This is a genomic window from Streptomyces altiplanensis (assembly GCF_053591575.1).
Genome location: NZ_JBSFUB010000060.1, coordinates 1 through 16885, shown reverse-complemented (window position 1 = coordinate 16885; position 16885 = coordinate 1). Strand labels below are relative to the sequence as shown.

The following is a 16885-nucleotide window of genomic DNA, read 5'->3' as shown; positions in this document are numbered from 1 at the left end:
AGCGGTACGCCGGAGGGCCGGAGGTCTTCCGCGCCTAGCGGGCGGCTCCGGGCTCCCGGCCGTCGTCGTGCGACGCGGCCCGCAGTCTGGCGTACTCCTCGGCCATGGTCTGCGCGGTCCAGTGGGCGTTGAGTCCGCTGGGGTTGGGCAGGGCCCAGATCCGGGTCCCGCCGATCGTCCGCTCCTGCGGCCCGATCACCGCTTTCCTCTCACCGAACGCCGTGCGGTAGGCGGTGATGCCGACCACCGCGAGCCACTTCGGCCGCAGCAGTCCGACCTTCGCCGTCAGGAGCCGTCCGCCCTCGCGGAACTCCTCGTCACTGATCTCGTCGGCCCGCGCGCTCGCCCTGGCCACCACGTTGGTGATGCCCAGACCGTAGGACAGGAGCTCGTCCTGCTCCGACGGCTTCAGTTGCCGGGGCGTGAAGCCCGAGAGGTGCAGCACCGGCCAGAAACGGTTGCCGGGGCGGGCGAAGTGGTGGCCCGTCGCGGCCGACATCAGCCCCGGGTTGATACCGCAGAAAAGCACCCGCAGGCCGCCCGCGACCACGTCGGGAACGAGGCGGTCGCGGGCGGCCAGGAGCTCTTCGGGCGTCATGGCGTGCGGATCAGAGGATCGATCCGGGGGTGTACGCGGCGGCGTCGGGGTGCTGCTTGGCGATCTCCTCGATACGGGAGACCACGGCCCCGACCTGCTGCGCCGCCGCACCGGTGAAGGACAGCTTGTCGGCCATCAGCTCGTCCAGCCGTGCCCGGTCCAGCGGGATCCGCTCGTCGGCCGCGAGCTTGTCCAGCAGCTCGTTGCGCTCGGCGCCCTGCTCGCGCATCGCCAGCGCGGAGGCGACGGCGTTCTCCTTGATGGCCTCGTGCGCGACCTCGCGGCCGACCCCGGCCCGTACCGAAGCCATGAGCACCTTGGTGGTGGCGAGGAAGGGGAGGTAGCGGTCCAGCTCGCGGGAGACGACCGCCGGGAAGGCGCCGAACTCGTCCAGCACCGTCAGGAAGGTCTCCAGCAGGCCGTCGAAGGCGAAGAACGCGTCGGGCAGCGCGACACGGCGCACCACCGAGCAGGACACGTCGCCCTCGTTCCACTGGTCGCCCGCCAGCTCACCCGTCATCGAGGCGTAGCCGCGCAGGATCACCATGAGGCCGTTCACACGCTCGCAGGAGCGGGTGTTCATCTTGTGCGGCATCGCGGACGAGCCGACCTGCCCGGGCTTGAAGCCCTCCGTCACCAGCTCGTGTCCGGCCATCAGCCGGATCGTCTTCGCCACCGACGACGGCGCGCCCGCCAGCTGCACCAGCGCGGTGACGACCTCGTAGTCCAGCGAGCGCGGGTACACCTGGCCCACCGAGGTGAAGGCCTGCGAGAAACCGAGGTGAGCGGCGATCCGCTGCTCCAGGTCGGCCAGCTTGCCGGCGTCACCGCCCAGCAGGTCGAGCATGTCCTGGGCCGTGCCGACCGGGCCCTTGATCCCGCGCAGCGGGTAGCGGCCCAGCAGCTCCTCAAGACGTCCGTACGCCACCAGCAGCTCGTCGGCCGCCGTCGCGAAACGCTTGCCGAGCGTCGTCGCCTGGGCCGCGACGTTGTGCGAGCGGCCCGCCATGACGAGCTCCGCGTACTCGGCGGACAGCTTGCCGAGGCGGGCGAGCACGGCGACCGTACGGTCGCGCATCAGCTCCAGCGAGAGCCGGATCTGAAGCTGCTCGACGTTCTCGGTGAGGTCGCGGGACGTCATGCCCTTGTGGACCTGCTCGTGGCCCGCGAGCGCGTTGAACTCCTCGATCCGCGCCTTCACGTCGTGGCGCGTGACCTTCTCGCGCTCGGCGATCGACGCCAGGTCGACCTGGTCGAGCACACGCTCGTAGTCGGAGAGGGCCTCGTCCGGCACCTCGATGCCGAGGTCCTTCTGGGCGCGGAGCACGGCGAGCCACAGCCGGCGCTCCAGCTTCACCTTCTCCTCGGGGGACCACAGGACGGCGAGTTGCGTGGAGGCGTAGCGGCCGGCCAGGACATTGGGGATGCGGGGCTTCGCAGGAGCAGCAGTCACGTGACCAGATTCTACTGGCGGTTTATGCAGGTCGGCGCCGCGCCCCTGTTTGTGGCTTGCTACGAGGAGGGGACGGGGGCGCTACGGCAGGGGACCGTCGTACGGCAGCAGCTCCGGGCGCTTGGGCGGCCGCCCGTCGCCCGAGGACCGTCCCGTGACGCGCCGTCCGATCCACGGCACCAAGTGCTCGCGCGCGAACCGCAGGTCGCTGCCGCGGCGCGCCGCCCAGCCGGGAGTCGCGCCCGGCGCCAGCGGCGAGCGCCAGTCGTCCTCCGCCGCGAGCCCGAGCGCCTGCCACACCGCCTCGGCGACCCGCCGGTGCCCCTCCGCCGTGAGGTGCAGCCGGTCGACGTGCCACAGCCGGGGGTCGGCGAGCACGGGAGCGCCGTACAGGTCGACCACCAGGGCGCCGTGCCGCGCCGCCAGGCCGTCGATGAACTCGAACAACTGCTCCATGCGCGGCCGGAAGCGCTCCATCACCGGACCGTTCCGGCCGGGGCTGCGCATCAGCACCAGCCGCCCGCAGGACGGCGCCAGCTTCCCGGCGGCCTCTTCGAGGAGCCCGCACACCCTGCCCATGTCGACCTTCGGCCGCAGCGTGTCGTTGAGCCCGCCCACCAGCGTCACGAGGTCCGGCCGCATGGCGGCCGCGACATCTACCTGCTCGTCGACGATCTGGCCGATCAGCTTTCCGCGTACGGCGAGATTGGCGTACTGGAAGCCCGGTGTGCTCGCCGCGAGCCGCGCGGCGAGCAGGTCCGCCCAGCCGCGGTACGAGCCGTCGGGCAGCACGTCCGACATGCCCTCGGTGAACGAGTCGCCGACCGCGACAAAACTGGTGTAGACAGCATTCATTTTCATGGCGGAGCGATGGTATCCCGGCCGTCCGCACCACCGCGGCCGGGGCGGCGCTCCTCGCCGCCCCGGCCGCGCCGGCGGCTAGGACTGCTGCTTCTGGTCCGGCCGGCCCACCAGTTCCCGCAGTACGTCCTCCATCGTGACGAGCCCCGCCGGACTGCCGTCCTCGTCCAGCACCGCCGCCAGGTGCGTCCGGCTGCGCCGCATCGCCGTCAGTACGTCGTCGAGCGGTGCGACCGCCCGCACCCGGGCGATCGGCCGCAGTGCGGACACCGGGAACGGCACATCGCGCGGTACGGCGTCCAGCGCGTCCTTGACGTGCAGGTAACCCAGGATCCGCAGGCCCTCCAGCACCGGGAAGCGGGAGAAACCCGACTCGGCCGACAGCCGCTCCAGGTCCTCCGGGGTCGTCCCCACCTGGGCGTACACCACACGCTCCACCGGCATGACCACGTCCCGCACCGGGCGCCGGCCCAGCTCCAGGGCGTCGTGCAGCCGCTCGGCCGCGCGGTCGTCGAGCAGGCCGGCGTCGCCCGCGTCGGTGACCAGCCGCGCCAGTTCGTCGTCCGAGAACGTCGCGGACACCTCGTTCTTGGCCTCCACCCGCAACAGCTTGAGCAGCGCGTTGGCGAAGGCGTTGATCGCGAAGATCACCGGGCGCAGCGCCCGGGCCAGCGCCACCAGCGGGGGCCCCAGCAGCAGCGCGGCCCGCACCGGCTCGGCCAGCGCGATGTTCTTCGGCACCATCTCGCCGAAGAGCATGTGCAGGTACGTCGCCGCGGCGAGCGCGATGACGAACGAGACGAGGTGCGTCAGCCCGTCCGGCACACCGACGGCGTGGAAGACCGGCTCCAGCAGGTGCGCGATGGCCGGCTCGGCGACCACACCCAGCACCAGGGTGCACAGCGTGATGCCCAGCTGGGCCGCCGCGAGCAGCGCCGAGACGTGTTCGAGGCCCCACAGGACGCTGTGCGCCCGCCGGTTCCCGCGCTCGGCCTCCGGCTCGATCTGACTGCGGCGTACGGAGATCAGCGCGAACTCCGCGCCGACGAAGAAGGCGTTGACGACCAGCGTGAGCAGGCCGATGAGCAGTTGGACCGCGGTCATCGCCCGGCCTCCTTTTCCCCGGAACGGGTGGGTCCGGCGGAGCCGTAGGAGCCCGCGGAGCCATAGGAGCCCGCGGCCTCTTCTTCCCCGGGCGGCGGGGCGTGCAGCAGCACGCGCGCCGCGCGGCGGCCCGCCGCGTCCACCACGTCCAGCTGCCATCCGGCCAGTTCGATGCGGTCGCCCACGACCGGGATACGGCCCAGTTCACTGGCGATCAGCCCGGCGAGCGTCTCGTACGGGCCGTCGTGCAGCCGCAGTCCGACCCGCTCCAGCTGGTCCGTCCTGGCCGCGCCGTCCGCCGACCACAGCGTCCGCCCGTCGGCGTCCTCGCCCGCCGGGGCGAGGTCCGGCGTCTCGTGCGGGTCGTGCTCGTCGCGTACTTCGCCGACGACCTCCTCGATGATGTCCTCCAGCGTCACGACACCCGCCGTACCGCCGTACTCGTCGATGACGACGGCCATGGTGCGCTTGCCCGACAGCCGGTCGAGGAGCCGGTCCACAGTCAGCGTCTCCGGTACGAGCAGGGGCTCGCGCAGCAGGGAGGAGACGGGGTGCGACGGCCTGCGTCCGGCGGGCACGGTCAGCACGTCCTTGATGTGCACGATGCCGACGACCGAGTCGAGGCTGCCCCGGTAGACGGGGAAGCGGGACAGGCCGGTCGCACGGGTGGCGTTCGCGACGTCCTCCGCGGTGGCCTGCACGTCGAGCGCGGTGACCTGCACGCGCGGGGTCATCACGTTCTCCGCGGTCAGTTCGGCCAGGTTGAGGGTCCGTACGAACAGCTCCGCCGTGTCGGCCTCCAGCGCGCCCTCCCGCGCGGAGTGCCGCGCCAGGGCGACGAGCTCCTGCGGGCTGCGGGCGGAGGCCAGCTCCTCGGCCGGCTCCATGCCCAGGCGCCGCACGATCCGGTTGGCCGAACCGTTGAGGTGGCTGATGAGCGGGCGGAAGGCCGCGCTGAACATCCGCTGCGGGGCGGCGACCACCCTGGCCACGGCCAGCGGTGACGAGATCGCCCAGTTCTTGGGCACCAGCTCGCCGACGACCATCAGGACGACGGTGGACAGGGCCGTACCGATGACCAGAGCCACCGACGAGGACGTCGAGCGGGAGAGGCCGACGTCCTCGAGCGGGCCGCGGATCAGCTTGCCGATGGAAGGCTCGGCGAGCATGCCGACGAGGAGGTTGGTGACGGTGATGCCGAGCTGGGCGCCGGAGAGCTGGAACGTGAGGCTGCGTACGGCCTTGAGGGCACTCGCCGCACCCCGTTCGCCGCGCTCCACGGACCGTTCGAGGTCTCCGCGCTCGATCGTGGTGAGCGAGAACTCGGCTGCGACGAAGGCTCCGCAGGCGAGCGAGAGCAGCACGGCCACGGCGAGCAGAAGCACTTCGGTCATCGGTTCACCTCCGTCCCATGATCGGGCAGGGCGGGGAGGAGTGCGCGATGTCGACTGCTGGTACTGGGAGGCTCGCCCATGGGCGGACGCTCACACCTTTCAAAAAAGGGGATGAATGATCCGCCCATGGTAAAGGACCAGCAAACTGGGGCAGAAATCAGTCCGCGAGCGGCTTGACCCACCGCTGCCACTGCGGCTCCGGGGCGTAGCCCGCGGCACGCCAGGCGTGGTGCGCGCGCTCGTTGCGTGTGAGGACCATCGCGTCGCCGCGCCGCCCGCCCAGCTCCACGAACCGCTCCTCCGCCGCCGCGAGCAGCGCGGAGCCGATGCCGCGCCGCCGCCGGTCCGGGCGCACGGCCAGCCGGTACAGGTGACAGCGCCAGCCGTCGAAGCCCGCGACGACCGTGCCGGCGAGCTCGCCGCCGAGCTCCGCGAGGAGCAGCGCACCGGGGTCCCGGGCGACGAGCCGCTCGACGCCCGCGCGGTCGTCGCTGATGCTCGTCCCTTCGGCGGCTTCCTTCCAGAAGGCCAGTACCGCGTCGAGATCGTCGGGGTCCGCGGCCCGTATTCGAAGATCGTCCATGGCGTCATCCCAGCACCCGGGGACCGCCGCGTCGACCGCTTTCCGTATGCCGGACACCCCTTGCCGGTGCTAGCGCCGCCGCGCTAGCTTGGAAGCGTGGCGAAGACCCAGCTGAACGTACGCGTGGACGAGACCACCGCGGAGGCCGCCCGGCAGCGCGCCCTCCAGCGCGGGATGAGCGTGAACCGCTACATCGAGGAACTGGTCAGACAGGACGCGGGCGAGGTGGGGCGCACCTTCGTCGAGGCCGCGTCCGACTTCATGAAGCAGTACGAATCGGTGTTCGTGGAAGAGTTCGGCACGGAGCGCGAAGGCAAGCGTTGACTCTCAGGATCGATCTGGCCTGGCTCCTCATGGTCGCCGAGCACAAGACCCCCGGCGACCCGCAGGTCGTCGACTGGGGCGCGCTCGTCGCCGCCGTGGCCCGGCACGAGGCGGAGATCTTCGGCATCCCCGTCTACGGCGACGCGCCGGCCCGCGCCGCCGCCCTGCTCCAGCTGCTCATTCAGGTGCCCGCGCTGGAACGCTCCAACGCGATGTTCGCCTCGGCCGTCGCGTACGGCTATCTCGTCGCCTGCGGCCTGAAGATCGCGACCTCGCCCGAGCAGGTGAGGGACCTGGCCAGGCTGGTCAAGGAGGGCAAGGCGGACGTGCACGCGATCGCCGAAGAGCTGCGCCGGTGGAGTCTGTGAGGGGATGAGCCGCGGCCGGGCCGCGCGGCCTCAGCCGCCGGACGGTCCCGTCCCTTCCGGGGGCCGGTGCGCCACGCCCAGCACGCAGGGCGACGACGGCAGCTTCGGTCCCTTCTCCGGTACGGACAGCCGCCGGTGGGCACCGATGTCGAAGCCCGCCGCCGCGATGCCCGCCAGCGGATCGCGCGCCGTGTGACACCCGCCGAAGAGCAGGGGCCACACGGTGCGGTCCAGCGCACGCTGGGCCGTCACCATGGCCCGGCCCTCGCCCCGGCCGTGCTCGAAGAAGCGCAGCTCGCCACCCGGCCGCAGTACGCGCCTGATCTCGGACAGGGCGCGCGGGACGTCCCGTACGCTGCACAGCACCAGCGACACCACCGCCGCGTCGAACGCCTCGCTCTTGACCGGCAGCGCCTCCGCGGCGCCCGGCACCACGTCCACCGGGACACCGGCGTCCAGGGCCGCCTTCACGGCCAGTTGCCGCAGACTGCGCTCCGGTTCGATCGCCACCACCTCGGAGACGGCCGAAGGGTAGTACGCGAAGTTCAGCCCGTTTCCCGCGCCGATCTCGATGACCCGGCCCGAGAGACCGGACAGCAGCTCCGCGCGGTGCGCGGCCACCCCGCTCCTCAGGTCGGCCACCACACTCACGCGGGCGTAGAAACGGGCGAAGAGCGGATGGTGCACGGCGTCCCGGGGAACCTTGCGGCGGCGTTCCAGCATCGCGGACCTCCTCCGTGGGTGTACGGATACCGCGATTCCTACCCCGTGGCGGGGCTCACGCCGCTCACGAAGCAGAACTCGTTGCCCTCCGGATCCAGCAGCACCTGGAAGGAGCCGTTCTCGTCGGTCACGATGCCGCCCTTCCTGGTCGCTCCCAGGCGCTCCGCCTCGGCGCTCGCCGTGTCCAGGTCGCCCGCCTCCAGGTCCAGGTGGAGGCGGTTCTTGACGGTCTTGCCCTCCGGTACGCGCTGGAAGGCGACCCGCGTCCAGTCCGGCGGGTCGACGTACGACCAGTGCGGACTCCGGTCGACGGGGTCGCCGCCCAGCAGGGCGGCCCAGAACCGGACCAGTGCGGCCGGATCCGCGCAGTCGAAGACGATCTCGTCGATACGTGCTCGCATGACGACGACCATAAGGGCTTACGGGCGCCAGGTGCCGCCGAGCCGGGGCGCGAGCCACGCCGTGGCGCGGCTGCGGAATGCGGCGGGTTCCAGGGCCCCCGCGCCCTCGGGGACGACGCCGAGCAGGGGCGCCCCCGCGACCTCGGGGAGGTCCGTCAGATTGCACCGCTCGGCGAGGCCGGGGTCCCCGGGCCAGCTGCCGACGACGACGCCGAGCATCTCGATCCCGCGGGCGCGCAGGGCCTCGGCGGTCAGCGCGGTCGAGTTGAGCGTCCCGAGGGCGGCCGGGGTGACGACGAGTACGGGCGCTTCGAGCAGGCGGGCGGCGTCGGCGAGGGTGGCGCCGTCGTCGTCGAAGCGGACGAGGAGGCCGCCGGCGCCTTCGACGAGCACGAGGTCGTACTCGACGGCGAGCTTGGCGGCCGCCGTGGCGACGTCGTGCGGCCGTACGGGGGGCAGGCCGGCGCGGCGGGCGGCCGTCGCGGGCGCCAACGGCTCGGGGAACCGCGCGAGTTCGACCCCCGTGACCGCGTCGCCCGCGAGCCGCACGACTTCGTCGGCGTCCCCCGGCTCCCCGTGCGCGAGTCCGGTCTGCGCGGGCTTGAGCACGGCGACGGTACGTCCCTGGGCGCGGGCGGCGGCGGCGAGGGCCGCCGTGACGACGGTCTTCCCGATCTCGGTGCCGGTGCCGCTGACGACGATGACGGTCATGGGTTGTGCTCCTGCGTAGTAGTTCGTCTGTGCCCGGGCGGGGGCTTCCCCCCTGCCCGCCCCCTCCTGAACCGGGGCGGGACCCCGGGTGCGGGAAGGGGCGGGCGGAGGGAGGAGGGAGGCCCCGCTCACGCGCCGGCCGACGCCGCCGCCCGCACCGCCCGGCAGATGCGGGCCAGGTCCTCGTCGTTCGTCACGTACGGCGGCATCGTGTAGATCAGGTCGCGGAACGGGCGCAGCCACACGCCCTCCCGTACCGCCGCCTCCGTCGCCGCCGCCATGTCGACCTCGCGGTCCAGCTGTACGACGCCGATCGCACCGAGCACCCGCACGTCCCGGACCCCCGGCAGCCGCGCCGTCTCCGCCAGCCCTTCGCCCAGGCCCGCTTCGATGCGCTTGACCTCGCCCTGCCAGTCCTGGCCGAGCAGCAGGTCGATCGAGGCGCACGCCACCGCCGACGCCAGCGGGTTGCCCATGAACGTCGGACCGTGGGCCAGGACCGGCACCTCGCCGCGCGAGATGCCGTCGGCCACCCCGGACGTGCACAGCGTCGCCGCCATCGTCAGGTAACCGCCGGTCAGCGCCTTGCCGAGGCACAGGACATCGGGTGAGACGGACGCGTGCTCCGAGGCGAAAAGGGTTCCCGTACGGCCGAAACCCGTCGCGATCTCGTCGAAGACCAGCAGCACGTCGTGCGCGTCGCACGCCTCCCGCAGCACCCGAAGGTACGCGGGGGAGTGGAAGCGCATCCCGCCCGCGCCCTGCACCACCGGCTCCACGATCACCGCGGCCAGTTCACCGGCGTGACGGGCGATCAGCGCGCGCAGGTGGTCGGCGTACGCCGCGTCGTACCCGGCCGGCGGCGCGTCCGCGAAGACCTGGCGCGGCAGCGCCCCCTGCCACAGCTCGTGCATCCCGCCCTCGGGGTCGCACACCGACATCGGCTGCCAGGTGTCCCCGTGGTAGCCGCCGCGCCAGGTCAGCAGCCGCTGCTTGCCGGGACGGCCGACCGAACGCCAGTACTGGAGGCACATCTTGACCGCGACCTCGACCGCCACCGACCCGGAGTCGGCCAGGAAGACATGGCGCAGCGGCTGCGGAGTGATCTCCACCAGCTTGGCGGCCAGGCGCACGGCGGGCTCATGGGTGAGCCCGCCGAACATCACGTGGCTCATCCGGTCGAGCTGACCGCGCGCCGCCTCGTTGAGGACCGGGTGGTTGTAGCCGTGGACCGCCGACCACCAGGACGACATGCCGTCGACCAGCTCGTCCTGGCCGTGGGCGGCCCGCGCGAGCCGCAGCCGGACGCCGGACGCGGACTCCACCAGCAGCGGCTCGGCCCGGCCCGGCATCGGGCCGTACGGATGCCAGACGTGCTCCCGGTCGAGCCGGAGCAGCTCGGCGGGGGAGAGCGGCTCAGGCATTGGGCGCGAGGTCCGTCCCGGCGCCCCGACGGCGTACCGACACCAGGTCCGTACGGGCGGCCGGGATCTCCGGTGCGTCCGCTTCGGCCGCCGGCTCACCGCACGCCGACGCGCAGCCGCCACCGCCCCGGTGCTCCGGCAGCGTCGTCGTGTCCGCCCCCTCCACCTCGAAACCGGCGTCGGCGATCATCTCCAGGTCGGCCTGACCGGCCTGGCCCTCACTGGTCAGGTAGTCGCCGAGGAAGATCGAGTTGACCAGGTGCAGCGCGAGCGGCTGCATGGTGCGCAGGTGCACCTCGCGCCCGCCCGCGAGCCGCACCTCCACGTCCGGGCAGACGAACCGCACCATCGCGAGGATGCGCAGCGCCCGCTGCGGGGTGAGGTTCCACTCCTTGGCGAGCGGCGTCCCCTCGAACGGGATCAGGAAGTTCACCGGCACCGAGTCCGGGTCCAGCTCACGCAGCGCGAAGACGACGTCCACCAGATCGGCGTCGCTCTCGCCCATGCCCGCGATCAGCCCGGAGCACGCGGACATGCCCGCGGCCTGCGCCTGCTGGACGGTCTCCACGCGGTCGGCGTAGGTGTGGGTGGTGGTGATGGCGCCGTACGTCGCCTCGGACGTGTTCAGGTTGTGGTTGTACGCGTCGGCGCCCGCCGCCCGCAGCCGCTCCGCCTGCCCGTCGGACAGCAGCCCGAGGCAGGCGCACACCTCGACGTCCTCGTTCTGGTCCTTGATCGCCTCGATCGTCTTCGAGACCCGGTCGACGTCCTTGTCCGTCGGCCCGCGCCCGCTCGCCACCAGGCACACCCGCTTCGCGCCGCCGGCGACCCCCGCGGCCGCCGCCTTGGACGCCTCGTCGGGCTTCAGCCAGGTGTACTTGAGGATTTCGGCCTTGGAGCCGAGCCGCTGCGAGCAGTACGAACAGTCCTCGGGGCACAGACCCGACTTGAGGTTGACGAGGTAGTTCAGTTTCACCCGCCGTCCGAACCACTGACGGCGTACCTTTCCGGCCGCGGCCACCACATCGAGCAGCTCGTCGTCGGACGTCGCCAGCACGGCGAGCGCTTCTTCGCGGGTCGGCAGCTCACGCCGCAACCCTTTCTCCACCAGTGTGTTCAGCAGGTCCATGGCGCCGATCCTGGCCTACGGCGCAGCCTGCCGCCAGGGAGGAATCGCACAAGAGAGGCCCGGCGAGGTGTGGGTATTGCCACACCCTGACCGCGCATGACCCCGGCTAGTGTCTGTTCGCTGCCTACAAAAAGGGACTCACTCATGCCCCAGGGACCGTTCGACCCGTTCGGCTGGATCGACGAGCAGGCGGCGGTGCGCGCCACGGCCGGACTCGTCAGGACCCTGCGCCCGCGCCCCGCCGAGTCCGCCCTGCTCGACCTCGCGAGCAACGACTACCTCGGCCTCACCCGCCGCCCGGAGATCACCTCCGCCGCCGCGGAGGCCGCCCGCCTCTGGGGCGCGGGCGCCACCGGGTCGCGGCTCGTCACCGGCTCCACGCGGCTGCACGCCGAACTGGAGCGGGAACTGGCCGACTTCTGCGGCTTCGAGGCAGCCCTCGTCCTCTCCTCCGGTTACGCCGCCAACCTCGCCGCTCTCACCGCGCTCACCGGTCACGGTGCGCTGATCGTGTCCGACGCCCTCAACCACGCCTCGATCGTCGACGGCTGCCGGCTCGCGCGCGCCACGACCGCGGTGGTGCCGCACGCCGACCCCGACGCCGTACGCAAGACGCTCGACGCGCACGAGGGCCGCGCCCTCGCCGTCACCGACTCGGTGTTCTCGGTGGACGGCGACGCGGCGCCCCTGCCGGAACTGGCGGCGGCCTGCCGTGCGTACGGAGCGGCCCTCCTCGTCGACGACGCGCACGGGCTCGGCGTCCTGGGCGACGGCGGCAGGGGCGCACTGGACGCGGCGGGCCTCGCGGGAGCGGACGGCGTCGTCGCCACCCTCACCCTGTCGAAGTCGCTCGGCAGCCAGGGCGGAGCGGTCCTCGGCCCGGCTCGTGTCATCGACCACCTCGTCAACACGGCCCGTACGTTCATCTTCGACACCGGACTGGCGCCGGCCGCCGCGGGCGCGGCGCTGGCGAGCGTACGGCTGCTGCGCCGTGAGCCGGAGCTGGCGGGCAGGGCCCGGAGCGTCGCCCTCTCGCTGCACCGCGGGCTGACGGACGCCGGCCTGAGCGCCGTACGCCCGGACGCCGCCGTGGTGTCGGTCCTGGCACCCTCGCCGGAGGCGGCGGTGCGGTGGGCGGCCGACTGCCGGGCTGCCGGTCTCGTGGTGGGCTGTTTCCGGCCCCCCTCGGTGCCGGACGGGATCTCCCGGCTCAGGCTGACCGCGCGGGCGGACCTGACGGGCCGGCAGATAGTGGAGGCGGTGGACACGGTCGTGCGGACCGCGCCCACCGCTGCCTTCTGAGAGCCGGCGGTCGGCCGGCCGAACTCGCCCGGAAATCAAGGCGGGTGAGCACCATCTCGCGACGCGGCCTTCACGGCTTCTCCACGACCTTGCACAAGACCTGGCTCAAATGGACTACCGCGCAGCAGAGTTCACCGCTTCGAGCGACAGACATCTGCGTATCTCGGGGGATCACGCCCGGTAACGGCGCCGTGAGTGGCACTCTGGCGCGGAGCACAGTCCGAGGCCGTCCTCGAAGTTCATCCGCTACGAGTCGGAGTCCGGCCCCGGCGGGAAAGGGACAGCGTCGCCATGGCAGACCATCAGGAAGTATCCGTCACTCTGCCGAGCGAGCCAGCCTCGGTCTCCGCGGCCAGGAGATATGTCGCGGAGATTCTCGGCGAATGGGGCATGCCCCCGGGATCCGACGCCGCCGATACCGTCCGGCTGATCGTTTCGGAACTTGCGACCAATGCCGTTCAGCACACCTTCGGGCAGTCGCCGACGTTCACCGTGGACGTACAGCTGGAGCGGGACGAGCAGCTGCGCATCGGCGTCACCGACAGTCACCCGCGCTGGCCGAAACGGCTGCCCGCCGCCGTCCAGCAGGACAACGGGCGCGGCATGGTGATCATCCGCTGGCTCACCGCCGAGTACGGCGGGCGGGTGTCCGTCCAGCCCACCCGGGACGGCGGCAAGACCGTGTGGATCGCCCTGCCCTGGACCGTACCCGTCCAGCAGTAGGGCTCAGGCCGCACAGGCCCGGCCGAAGGCACCGCGCAGCAGCGCGCGCAGGGTGTCCGCCGCCGGGCTCGCCTCACCGGGCCGGTACGCCACCGGGATCGTGCGCCGCAGCCCGGCCGGTTCCAGCGACCGTACGCCCACCGGCGTCATCGTCGCGGCGACCATCTCGGGCACCACGGCCACCCCGAGCCCCGCGCTGACCAGCGCGTAACCGGGCGACCCGCACACGACCGCCGGTGTCGCCCCCGCCGCGGTCAGCGCCGCCTCCACGCCCTGCCGGGGCGGATGCGAGGGCGCACTGCTGATCAGCGGCTGTCCGGCGAGTTCGGCGACCGGCACCAGCGCCGCGAGCCGTGTCGGGCCGGGTCGGGTCGGGGTCGCCTGCGCGGTGGGTGTCGCGGGCGGGCTCCTCGTCCACACGGCGCTGGCCGTGGCGGGACTGGCGGCCGTACTCGTCGCCGTACCGGCGCTCTTCCGTGCGGTCCAGCTGCTCGGTGGCGCCTACATCCTCTGCCTCGGCTGCCGGGCCCTGAGGTCCGCGCTGCGCCCGGCGCCGCGGAAGGGGCCGGAGCCCCATCCCGGCGGACCGACGGCGACCGCGGCCCGCGGCGTCGGCCGCAGTCTGCGCCAGGGCTTCCTCGCCAACGCGCTCAACCCCAAGGCGCCGGTGCTCTTCCTCAGCCTGCTGCCCCAGTTCGTCCCGGCGGACCAGTAGCCGCTGCCCAGGACGCTGCTGCTCGCCACCGTCGTCGTCGTTCTCGCACTGCTGTGGTTCCCCGCCGTGGCCCTGCTCGTGGACGGGCTCGGCGGGTGGCTGCGGCGGCCGGGCGCGGCCCGCGCCGTGGAAGCGGGCAGCGGGACCGCGCTCGCCGTGCTGGGAGTGGTCCTGCTGACAGGCCCGGTGGCGGCGGCCGCCGTGTAACGCGCCCGCCCCACCGCCCGCACCGCGGTGTCAGACGGGCTTGATCTCCTCCGCGCCGCGCTCCACGCAGAATTCGTTGCCCTCGGGGTCGGCCATGACGACCCAGCCCCGGCCGTCCTCGGTGCGGCGGTCGTCGACGATCCGCGCACCGAGCGCGCCGAGCCGCTCCACCTCGGCATCCCGCGTACCGTGCGGCGGCTGGATGTCGAGGTGGACGCGGTTCTTGCCGGCCTTGTCCCCGGGAACCCGTATGAACAGCAGTCCGGGCACACCGGGTCGCTCCGGATCGATCAGCACCTCGTCGTCACCCGGCTCGTCCAGCAGCTTGTAACCGGTCAGACGGGACCAGAACTCGGCGAGCGTGTACGGGTCGTGGGCGTCGAAGGTGATGTGACGTACCGGATTCAGGAAGGTCATGGCAGGGAAGGTATCTCCCCGGACCGGCAGCCGGCCGGGAAATATCAGCGCACGCGGCCGTACCAGACGCTCTTGGACCAGATCTTCTCCAGCTTCACCACGGAGCCGGACTTGGGCGAGTGCCAGATCTTGCCGCTCCCGGCGTAGATGCCCACGTGGTAGACGTTCCGCCCGGAGTGGAAGAAGACCAGGTCTCCGCGCTGACGGCTGGAGGCGGAGATGTGCCGGGTCTTGTTGTACTGGGACTGGGCGGTGCGTGGCAGGCTCTTGCCGGCCTTCTTGTACGAATAGAGCGTCAGCCCTGAGCAGTCGAACCGGCTCGGGCCCACCGCCCCGTACTTGTACGGGGCCCCCTTCTTCGACGCGGCGACGTTGAGCGCCTTCGTCGAATGCGATGCGGCCTGCGCCTCGGTGACGGCACCGGGCGCCAGCATCGTGGTGCCGATCGCGGCGAGGGTGAGAGCCGAAGCGGCTCCGGCCCGGGACAGTACGGACGGAACGTGCTTGTGCGCGGTCATGCGCAACCCTTCGTCAGCCGCCTGTGAAGGATGACCTGTCGGGTTCGGACAGGCGAAGATGCCCGGCCGCGGTGTGCGGCTTCACCCCGAGGGACGACCGTCTCCGGCCACCCCGTACTGCTTGGGTCCTCCACTCCTGCCGATGCACTCCTGTCGACCAGTCATCCGGAACGGCGGCAGGACTCAGCGTCCGCCCGGACCGCCCCGCCGCGGTGGCGGGGGCTTGTCGTCCCAGGGATCTTGACTCATGAATGGCCGGATTTCCGAGCCGAAACGGCATTTTGTGAGGCTGATCACCGCTGACCCGTTCGGGTGGACAGGGGTGTTTTCGGCACCGGACGCCGGTGCCTGACGACCGCCGTACCAGCGGCGGAATGCCCAATTCCGCCAAATGTGCAGGTGTGTTGCGCAAGCGGGGTCGTACCGCTGTTCAGGTATTTCCTACGCCTTTTGAGTGAGTTCCTCTCGTACGCCAATGGGGGTAGCCGACCGCGTGTTCCTCAACTCGCGGACACGGCTGGCAGGGTGACCCGGTCCGCCCGCCGCTCCCCGTCGAGCACGCGCAGGGCCCGCGCGAGCGTGGCGGCATGCACGCGCGTCTCGCCCCGCTCGTGCATCAGGGCGAGAGCGTCCCGCAGGCCGGCGGCCTTCCCGGCGAGCGCCTGGGCGGCCCGCAGCGCGCCATAGGTGTCGGTGCCGCGTGCGGGGTTGATCCGTCCCATCAGGTCGAGCACTTCGAGATAGCGGTCGACGAACTCGCACTCGGCGCGCGTCAGTGCGGGCAGCGGCGGCAGCATGCGCGGGTTCACCTCGGAGCGGGGGAGGCGGGCGCGGCCTTGCGGCTGTGCACGACGTGGTCCACCAGGCCGTACGCCATCGCGGCCTCGGCCGTGAGCACCTTGTCGCGCTCGATGTCGTCGTCGACGCGCTCCGTGCTCTGGCCGGTGTGCAGTGCGAGGAGCTGAGTGAGCGTCTGCCGCATGCGCGTCAGCTCCCGCGCCTCGATCTCCAGGTCCGAAGGCCGGCCGTGCACGGGCCGGCCGGTGGACGGCTGGCTGAGCAGCACCCGGGCGCCCGGCAGGGCGAGGCGCCTGCCCGGCGTGCCGGCCGCGAGCAGTACGGCGGCGGAGGCGACGGCCTGGCCCAGGCAGACCGTCTCCACGTCACAGCTCACGAACCGGATGGTGTCGTAGATCGCGGACATCGCGGTGTGCGAGCCGCCGGGGGAGTTGATGTAGAGCGAGATGGTCCGGTCGGGGGCGGCGTGTTCGAGGTACATGAACTGCGCCGTCACGTCGTTGGCCGCGGCGTCGTCGACGGCCGTTCCCAGGAAGACGATCCGCTCCGCGAGCAGTTTCGCGTACGGATCGACCGTGCGGGTCCCGGTGCTGGTGCGCTCGGTGAACTCGGGCAGTACGTAGCGGGTGCTGTAGGTGCTGCGGGCGGTGGATCGGTTCATGGCGGTACCTCCGAAGCCTCTGTAAAAAATGTACAGGATGTACAGCTCGTACTATGGGGAGCATGGCCTACGAGATTCCGGTGACGCAAGCCCGGGCAGAGCTGGCGGAGCTGATCAACCGCGTCGTGTACGGCGGCGAGCGGGTGGTCGTGACGCGGCACGGGAAGCCGCTGGTGGCGCTGGTTTCCGCCGCTGACCTGGCACGACTTGAAGGTGAGCAGCAGGAGGCGGCCGAGGAGCCGGTGGTCAGCTCGGTCTCCGCGATCGGCTCGGCGCCGTCCGCTCCGGGCGAACGGCGCCGCTTCGGAATCGCCGCCGAGCACCGCGGCGAAACCTCCGACAGCTGACGCCTCGCCGGGCGGGGGCGGGGGGGGGCCCCCCCCCCCCCCCCCCGGGGGGGGGGGGGGGGCGGGGGGGGCGCCCCCCCCCCCCCCCGCCGGGCCGGGCCCCGCGCGGGTGAGGTCCCGGCGG

Annotated in this window: 20 protein-coding genes, 2 pseudogenes and 1 riboswitch; of the genes and pseudogenes, 6 read left to right on the top strand and 16 right to left on the bottom strand. The window is 72.2% G+C overall.

The annotated features are described in order from the left end of the window. Positions 1-34: 34 nt before the first annotated feature. The 6 genes from mug to ACWD0Y_RS23800 all read right to left on the bottom strand — a co-directional run bounded on the left by mug (position 35) and on the right by ACWD0Y_RS23800 (position 5993). Positions 35-598: a G/U mismatch-specific DNA glycosylase gene (gene mug / locus ACWD0Y_RS23825; RefSeq protein ID WP_450262345.1), complete on the bottom strand. Its 564-nt coding sequence runs from the start codon at positions 596-598 to the stop codon at positions 35-37. 10 nt (positions 599-608) lie between these two features. Further along, positions 609-2051, bottom strand: a complete 1443-nt coding sequence (gene purB, locus ACWD0Y_RS23820; protein WP_450262344.1) for an adenylosuccinate lyase — start codon at positions 2049-2051, stop codon at positions 609-611. An 81-nt stretch (positions 2052-2132) separates the two neighbouring features. Then, a complete protein-coding gene (locus ACWD0Y_RS23815; protein ID WP_450262343.1) occupies positions 2133-2912 on the bottom strand; it encodes an SGNH/GDSL hydrolase family protein in 780 nt (259 codons plus the stop codon). Between the two features lie 78 nt (positions 2913-2990). After that, complete coding sequence (locus ACWD0Y_RS23810; RefSeq protein ID WP_450262342.1) at positions 2991-4016, bottom strand: hemolysin family protein; 1026 nt, start codon at positions 4014-4016, stop codon at positions 2991-2993. After that, a complete protein-coding gene (locus tag ACWD0Y_RS23805; protein WP_450262341.1) occupies positions 4013-5410 on the bottom strand; it encodes a hemolysin family protein in 1398 nt (465 codons plus the stop codon). The genes ACWD0Y_RS23810 and ACWD0Y_RS23805 overlap by 4 nt, the downstream gene beginning before the upstream one ends. 157 nt (positions 5411-5567) lie before the next feature. Continuing rightward, the gene (locus ACWD0Y_RS23800; protein ID WP_450262340.1) at positions 5568-5993 is read right to left on the bottom strand and encodes a GNAT family N-acetyltransferase; all 426 of its coding nucleotides are present in this window, start codon (positions 5991-5993) and stop codon (positions 5568-5570) included. A 96-nt stretch (positions 5994-6089) separates the two neighbouring features. Between ACWD0Y_RS23800 and ACWD0Y_RS23795 the strand changes: the two genes are divergently transcribed. Both ACWD0Y_RS23795 and ACWD0Y_RS23790 read left to right on the top strand, forming a co-directional pair. Beyond that, positions 6090-6317 carry an antitoxin gene (locus ACWD0Y_RS23795; protein WP_450262339.1) on the top strand — a complete coding sequence of 76 codons (228 nt, stop codon included), beginning with the start codon at positions 6090-6092 and terminating at the stop codon, positions 6315-6317. After that, entirely contained in the window at positions 6314-6685 is a 372-nt protein-coding gene (locus ACWD0Y_RS23790) for a fic family toxin-antitoxin system, toxin component (protein WP_450262338.1), read from the top strand. The genes ACWD0Y_RS23795 and ACWD0Y_RS23790 overlap by 4 nt, the downstream gene beginning before the upstream one ends. A 30-nt stretch (positions 6686-6715) precedes the next feature. Here ACWD0Y_RS23790 and ACWD0Y_RS23785 read toward each other — a convergent pair whose 3' ends face one another. The 5 genes from ACWD0Y_RS23785 to bioB form a co-directional block, all read right to left on the bottom strand. Further along, positions 6716-7408 carry a class I SAM-dependent methyltransferase gene (locus ACWD0Y_RS23785; RefSeq protein WP_450262337.1) on the bottom strand — a complete coding sequence of 231 codons (693 nt, stop codon included), beginning with the start codon at positions 7406-7408 and terminating at the stop codon, positions 6716-6718. Between the two features lie 38 nt (positions 7409-7446). Then, the gene (locus tag ACWD0Y_RS23780; protein WP_450262336.1) at positions 7447-7809 is read right to left on the bottom strand and encodes a VOC family protein; all 363 of its coding nucleotides are present in this window, start codon (positions 7807-7809) and stop codon (positions 7447-7449) included. 18 nt (positions 7810-7827) lie between these two features. Further along, positions 7828-8520 carry a dethiobiotin synthase gene (bioD, locus tag ACWD0Y_RS23775; protein WP_450262335.1) on the bottom strand — a complete coding sequence of 231 codons (693 nt, stop codon included), beginning with the start codon at positions 8518-8520 and terminating at the stop codon, positions 7828-7830. Between the two features lie 128 nt (positions 8521-8648). Next, the gene (locus tag ACWD0Y_RS23770; protein WP_450262334.1) at positions 8649-9944 is read right to left on the bottom strand and encodes an adenosylmethionine--8-amino-7-oxononanoate transaminase; all 1296 of its coding nucleotides are present in this window, start codon (positions 9942-9944) and stop codon (positions 8649-8651) included. After that, entirely contained in the window at positions 9937-11073 is a 1137-nt protein-coding gene (gene bioB / locus ACWD0Y_RS23765; RefSeq protein WP_450262333.1) for a biotin synthase BioB, read from the bottom strand. Before bioB ends, ACWD0Y_RS23770 begins: the two co-directional genes overlap by 8 nt. Before the next feature lie 144 nt (positions 11074-11217). Between bioB and ACWD0Y_RS23760 the strand changes: the two genes are divergently transcribed. Together ACWD0Y_RS23760 and ACWD0Y_RS23755 are read left to right on the top strand one after the other, a co-directional pair. After that, positions 11218-12375: an 8-amino-7-oxononanoate synthase gene (locus ACWD0Y_RS23760; protein ID WP_450262332.1), complete on the top strand. Its 1158-nt coding sequence runs from the start codon at positions 11218-11220 to the stop codon at positions 12373-12375. Positions 12376-12666: 291 nt separating this feature from the next. Then, positions 12667-13098 carry an ATP-binding protein gene (locus tag ACWD0Y_RS23755; protein WP_450262331.1) on the top strand — a complete coding sequence of 144 codons (432 nt, stop codon included), beginning with the start codon at positions 12667-12669 and terminating at the stop codon, positions 13096-13098. Between the two features lie 3 nt (positions 13099-13101). Here the strand turns inward: ACWD0Y_RS23755 and ACWD0Y_RS23750 are convergent. Continuing rightward, a pseudogene (locus ACWD0Y_RS23750) lies at positions 13102-13437 on the bottom strand (LysR family transcriptional regulator substrate-binding protein); the annotation flags it as partial. Here ACWD0Y_RS23750 and ACWD0Y_RS23745 point away from each other — a divergent pair. Continuing rightward, positions 13397-14020: pseudogene (locus ACWD0Y_RS23745) on the top strand (LysE family translocator). The pseudogenes ACWD0Y_RS23750 and ACWD0Y_RS23745 sit on opposite strands and share 41 nt — an antisense overlap. A gap of 30 nt (positions 14021-14050) precedes the next feature. On the opposite strand, the gene ACWD0Y_RS23740 reads toward ACWD0Y_RS23745, so the two are convergent. From ACWD0Y_RS23740 to ACWD0Y_RS23725, 4 genes are all read right to left on the bottom strand, one after another. Continuing rightward, complete coding sequence (locus tag ACWD0Y_RS23740; protein ID WP_450262330.1) at positions 14051-14437, bottom strand: VOC family protein; 387 nt, start codon at positions 14435-14437, stop codon at positions 14051-14053. Between the two features lie 44 nt (positions 14438-14481). Continuing rightward, entirely contained in the window at positions 14482-14955 is a 474-nt protein-coding gene (locus ACWD0Y_RS23735; RefSeq protein WP_450262329.1) for a C40 family peptidase, read from the bottom strand. A gap of 3 nt (positions 14956-14958) precedes the next feature. Then, positions 14959-15121: riboswitch (cyclic di-AMP (ydaO/yuaA leader) on the bottom strand. Between the two features lie 334 nt (positions 15122-15455). Continuing rightward, positions 15456-15752 carry a hypothetical protein gene (locus ACWD0Y_RS23730; protein WP_450262328.1) on the bottom strand — a complete coding sequence of 99 codons (297 nt, stop codon included), beginning with the start codon at positions 15750-15752 and terminating at the stop codon, positions 15456-15458. Positions 15753-15760: 8 nt separating this feature from the next. Next, the gene (locus ACWD0Y_RS23725) at positions 15761-16414 is read right to left on the bottom strand and encodes an ATP-dependent Clp protease proteolytic subunit (protein ID WP_450262327.1); all 654 of its coding nucleotides are present in this window, start codon (positions 16412-16414) and stop codon (positions 15761-15763) included. Positions 16415-16476: 62 nt separating this feature from the next. On the opposite strand from ACWD0Y_RS23725, the gene ACWD0Y_RS23720 reads away from it, so the two are divergent. Then, positions 16477-16761: a type II toxin-antitoxin system Phd/YefM family antitoxin gene (locus tag ACWD0Y_RS23720; protein ID WP_450262326.1), complete on the top strand. Its 285-nt coding sequence runs from the start codon at positions 16477-16479 to the stop codon at positions 16759-16761. Positions 16762-16885 lie beyond the last annotated feature (124 nt).

Bases quoted from the DNA above. Each gene is read 5' to 3' on its own strand.
- ACWD0Y_RS23800 (WP_450262340.1), bottom strand. From the start codon at position 5,993: ATGGACGATCTTCGAATACGGGCCGCGGACCCCGACGATCTCGACGCG.
- ACWD0Y_RS23760 (WP_450262332.1), top strand. From the start codon at position 11,218: ATGCCCCAGGGACCGTTCGACCCGTTCGGCTGGATCGACGAGCAGGCG.
- ACWD0Y_RS23755 (WP_450262331.1), top strand. From the start codon at position 12,667: ATGGCAGACCATCAGGAAGTATCCGTCACTCTGCCGAGCGAGCCAGCC.
- ACWD0Y_RS23805 (WP_450262341.1), bottom strand. From the start codon at position 5,410: ATGACCGAAGTGCTTCTGCTCGCCGTGGCCGTGCTGCTCTCGCTCGCC.
- bioB (WP_450262333.1), bottom strand. From the start codon at position 11,073: ATGGACCTGCTGAACACACTGGTGGAGAAAGGGTTGCGGCGTGAGCTG.
- ACWD0Y_RS23780 (WP_450262336.1), bottom strand. From the start codon at position 7,809: ATGCGAGCACGTATCGACGAGATCGTCTTCGACTGCGCGGATCCGGCC.
- ACWD0Y_RS23815 (WP_450262343.1), bottom strand. From the start codon at position 2,912: ATGAAAATGAATGCTGTCTACACCAGTTTTGTCGCGGTCGGCGACTCG.
- ACWD0Y_RS23770 (WP_450262334.1), bottom strand. From the start codon at position 9,944: ATGCCTGAGCCGCTCTCCCCCGCCGAGCTGCTCCGGCTCGACCGGGAG.
- ACWD0Y_RS23735 (WP_450262329.1), bottom strand. From the start codon at position 14,955: ATGACCGCGCACAAGCACGTTCCGTCCGTACTGTCCCGGGCCGGAGCC.
- mug (WP_450262345.1), bottom strand. From the start codon at position 598: ATGACGCCCGAAGAGCTCCTGGCCGCCCGCGACCGCCTCGTTCCCGAC.
- ACWD0Y_RS23725 (WP_450262327.1), bottom strand. From the start codon at position 16,414: ATGAACCGATCCACCGCCCGCAGCACCTACAGCACCCGCTACGTACTG.
- ACWD0Y_RS23740 (WP_450262330.1), bottom strand. From the start codon at position 14,437: ATGACCTTCCTGAATCCGGTACGTCACATCACCTTCGACGCCCACGAC.
- ACWD0Y_RS23730 (WP_450262328.1), bottom strand. From the start codon at position 15,752: ATGCTGCCGCCGCTGCCCGCACTGACGCGCGCCGAGTGCGAGTTCGTC.
- ACWD0Y_RS23720 (WP_450262326.1), top strand. From the start codon at position 16,477: ATGGCCTACGAGATTCCGGTGACGCAAGCCCGGGCAGAGCTGGCGGAG.
- ACWD0Y_RS23810 (WP_450262342.1), bottom strand. From the start codon at position 4,016: ATGACCGCGGTCCAACTGCTCATCGGCCTGCTCACGCTGGTCGTCAAC.
- ACWD0Y_RS23785 (WP_450262337.1), bottom strand. From the start codon at position 7,408: ATGCTGGAACGCCGCCGCAAGGTTCCCCGGGACGCCGTGCACCATCCG.
- bioD (WP_450262335.1), bottom strand. From the start codon at position 8,520: ATGACCGTCATCGTCGTCAGCGGCACCGGCACCGAGATCGGGAAGACC.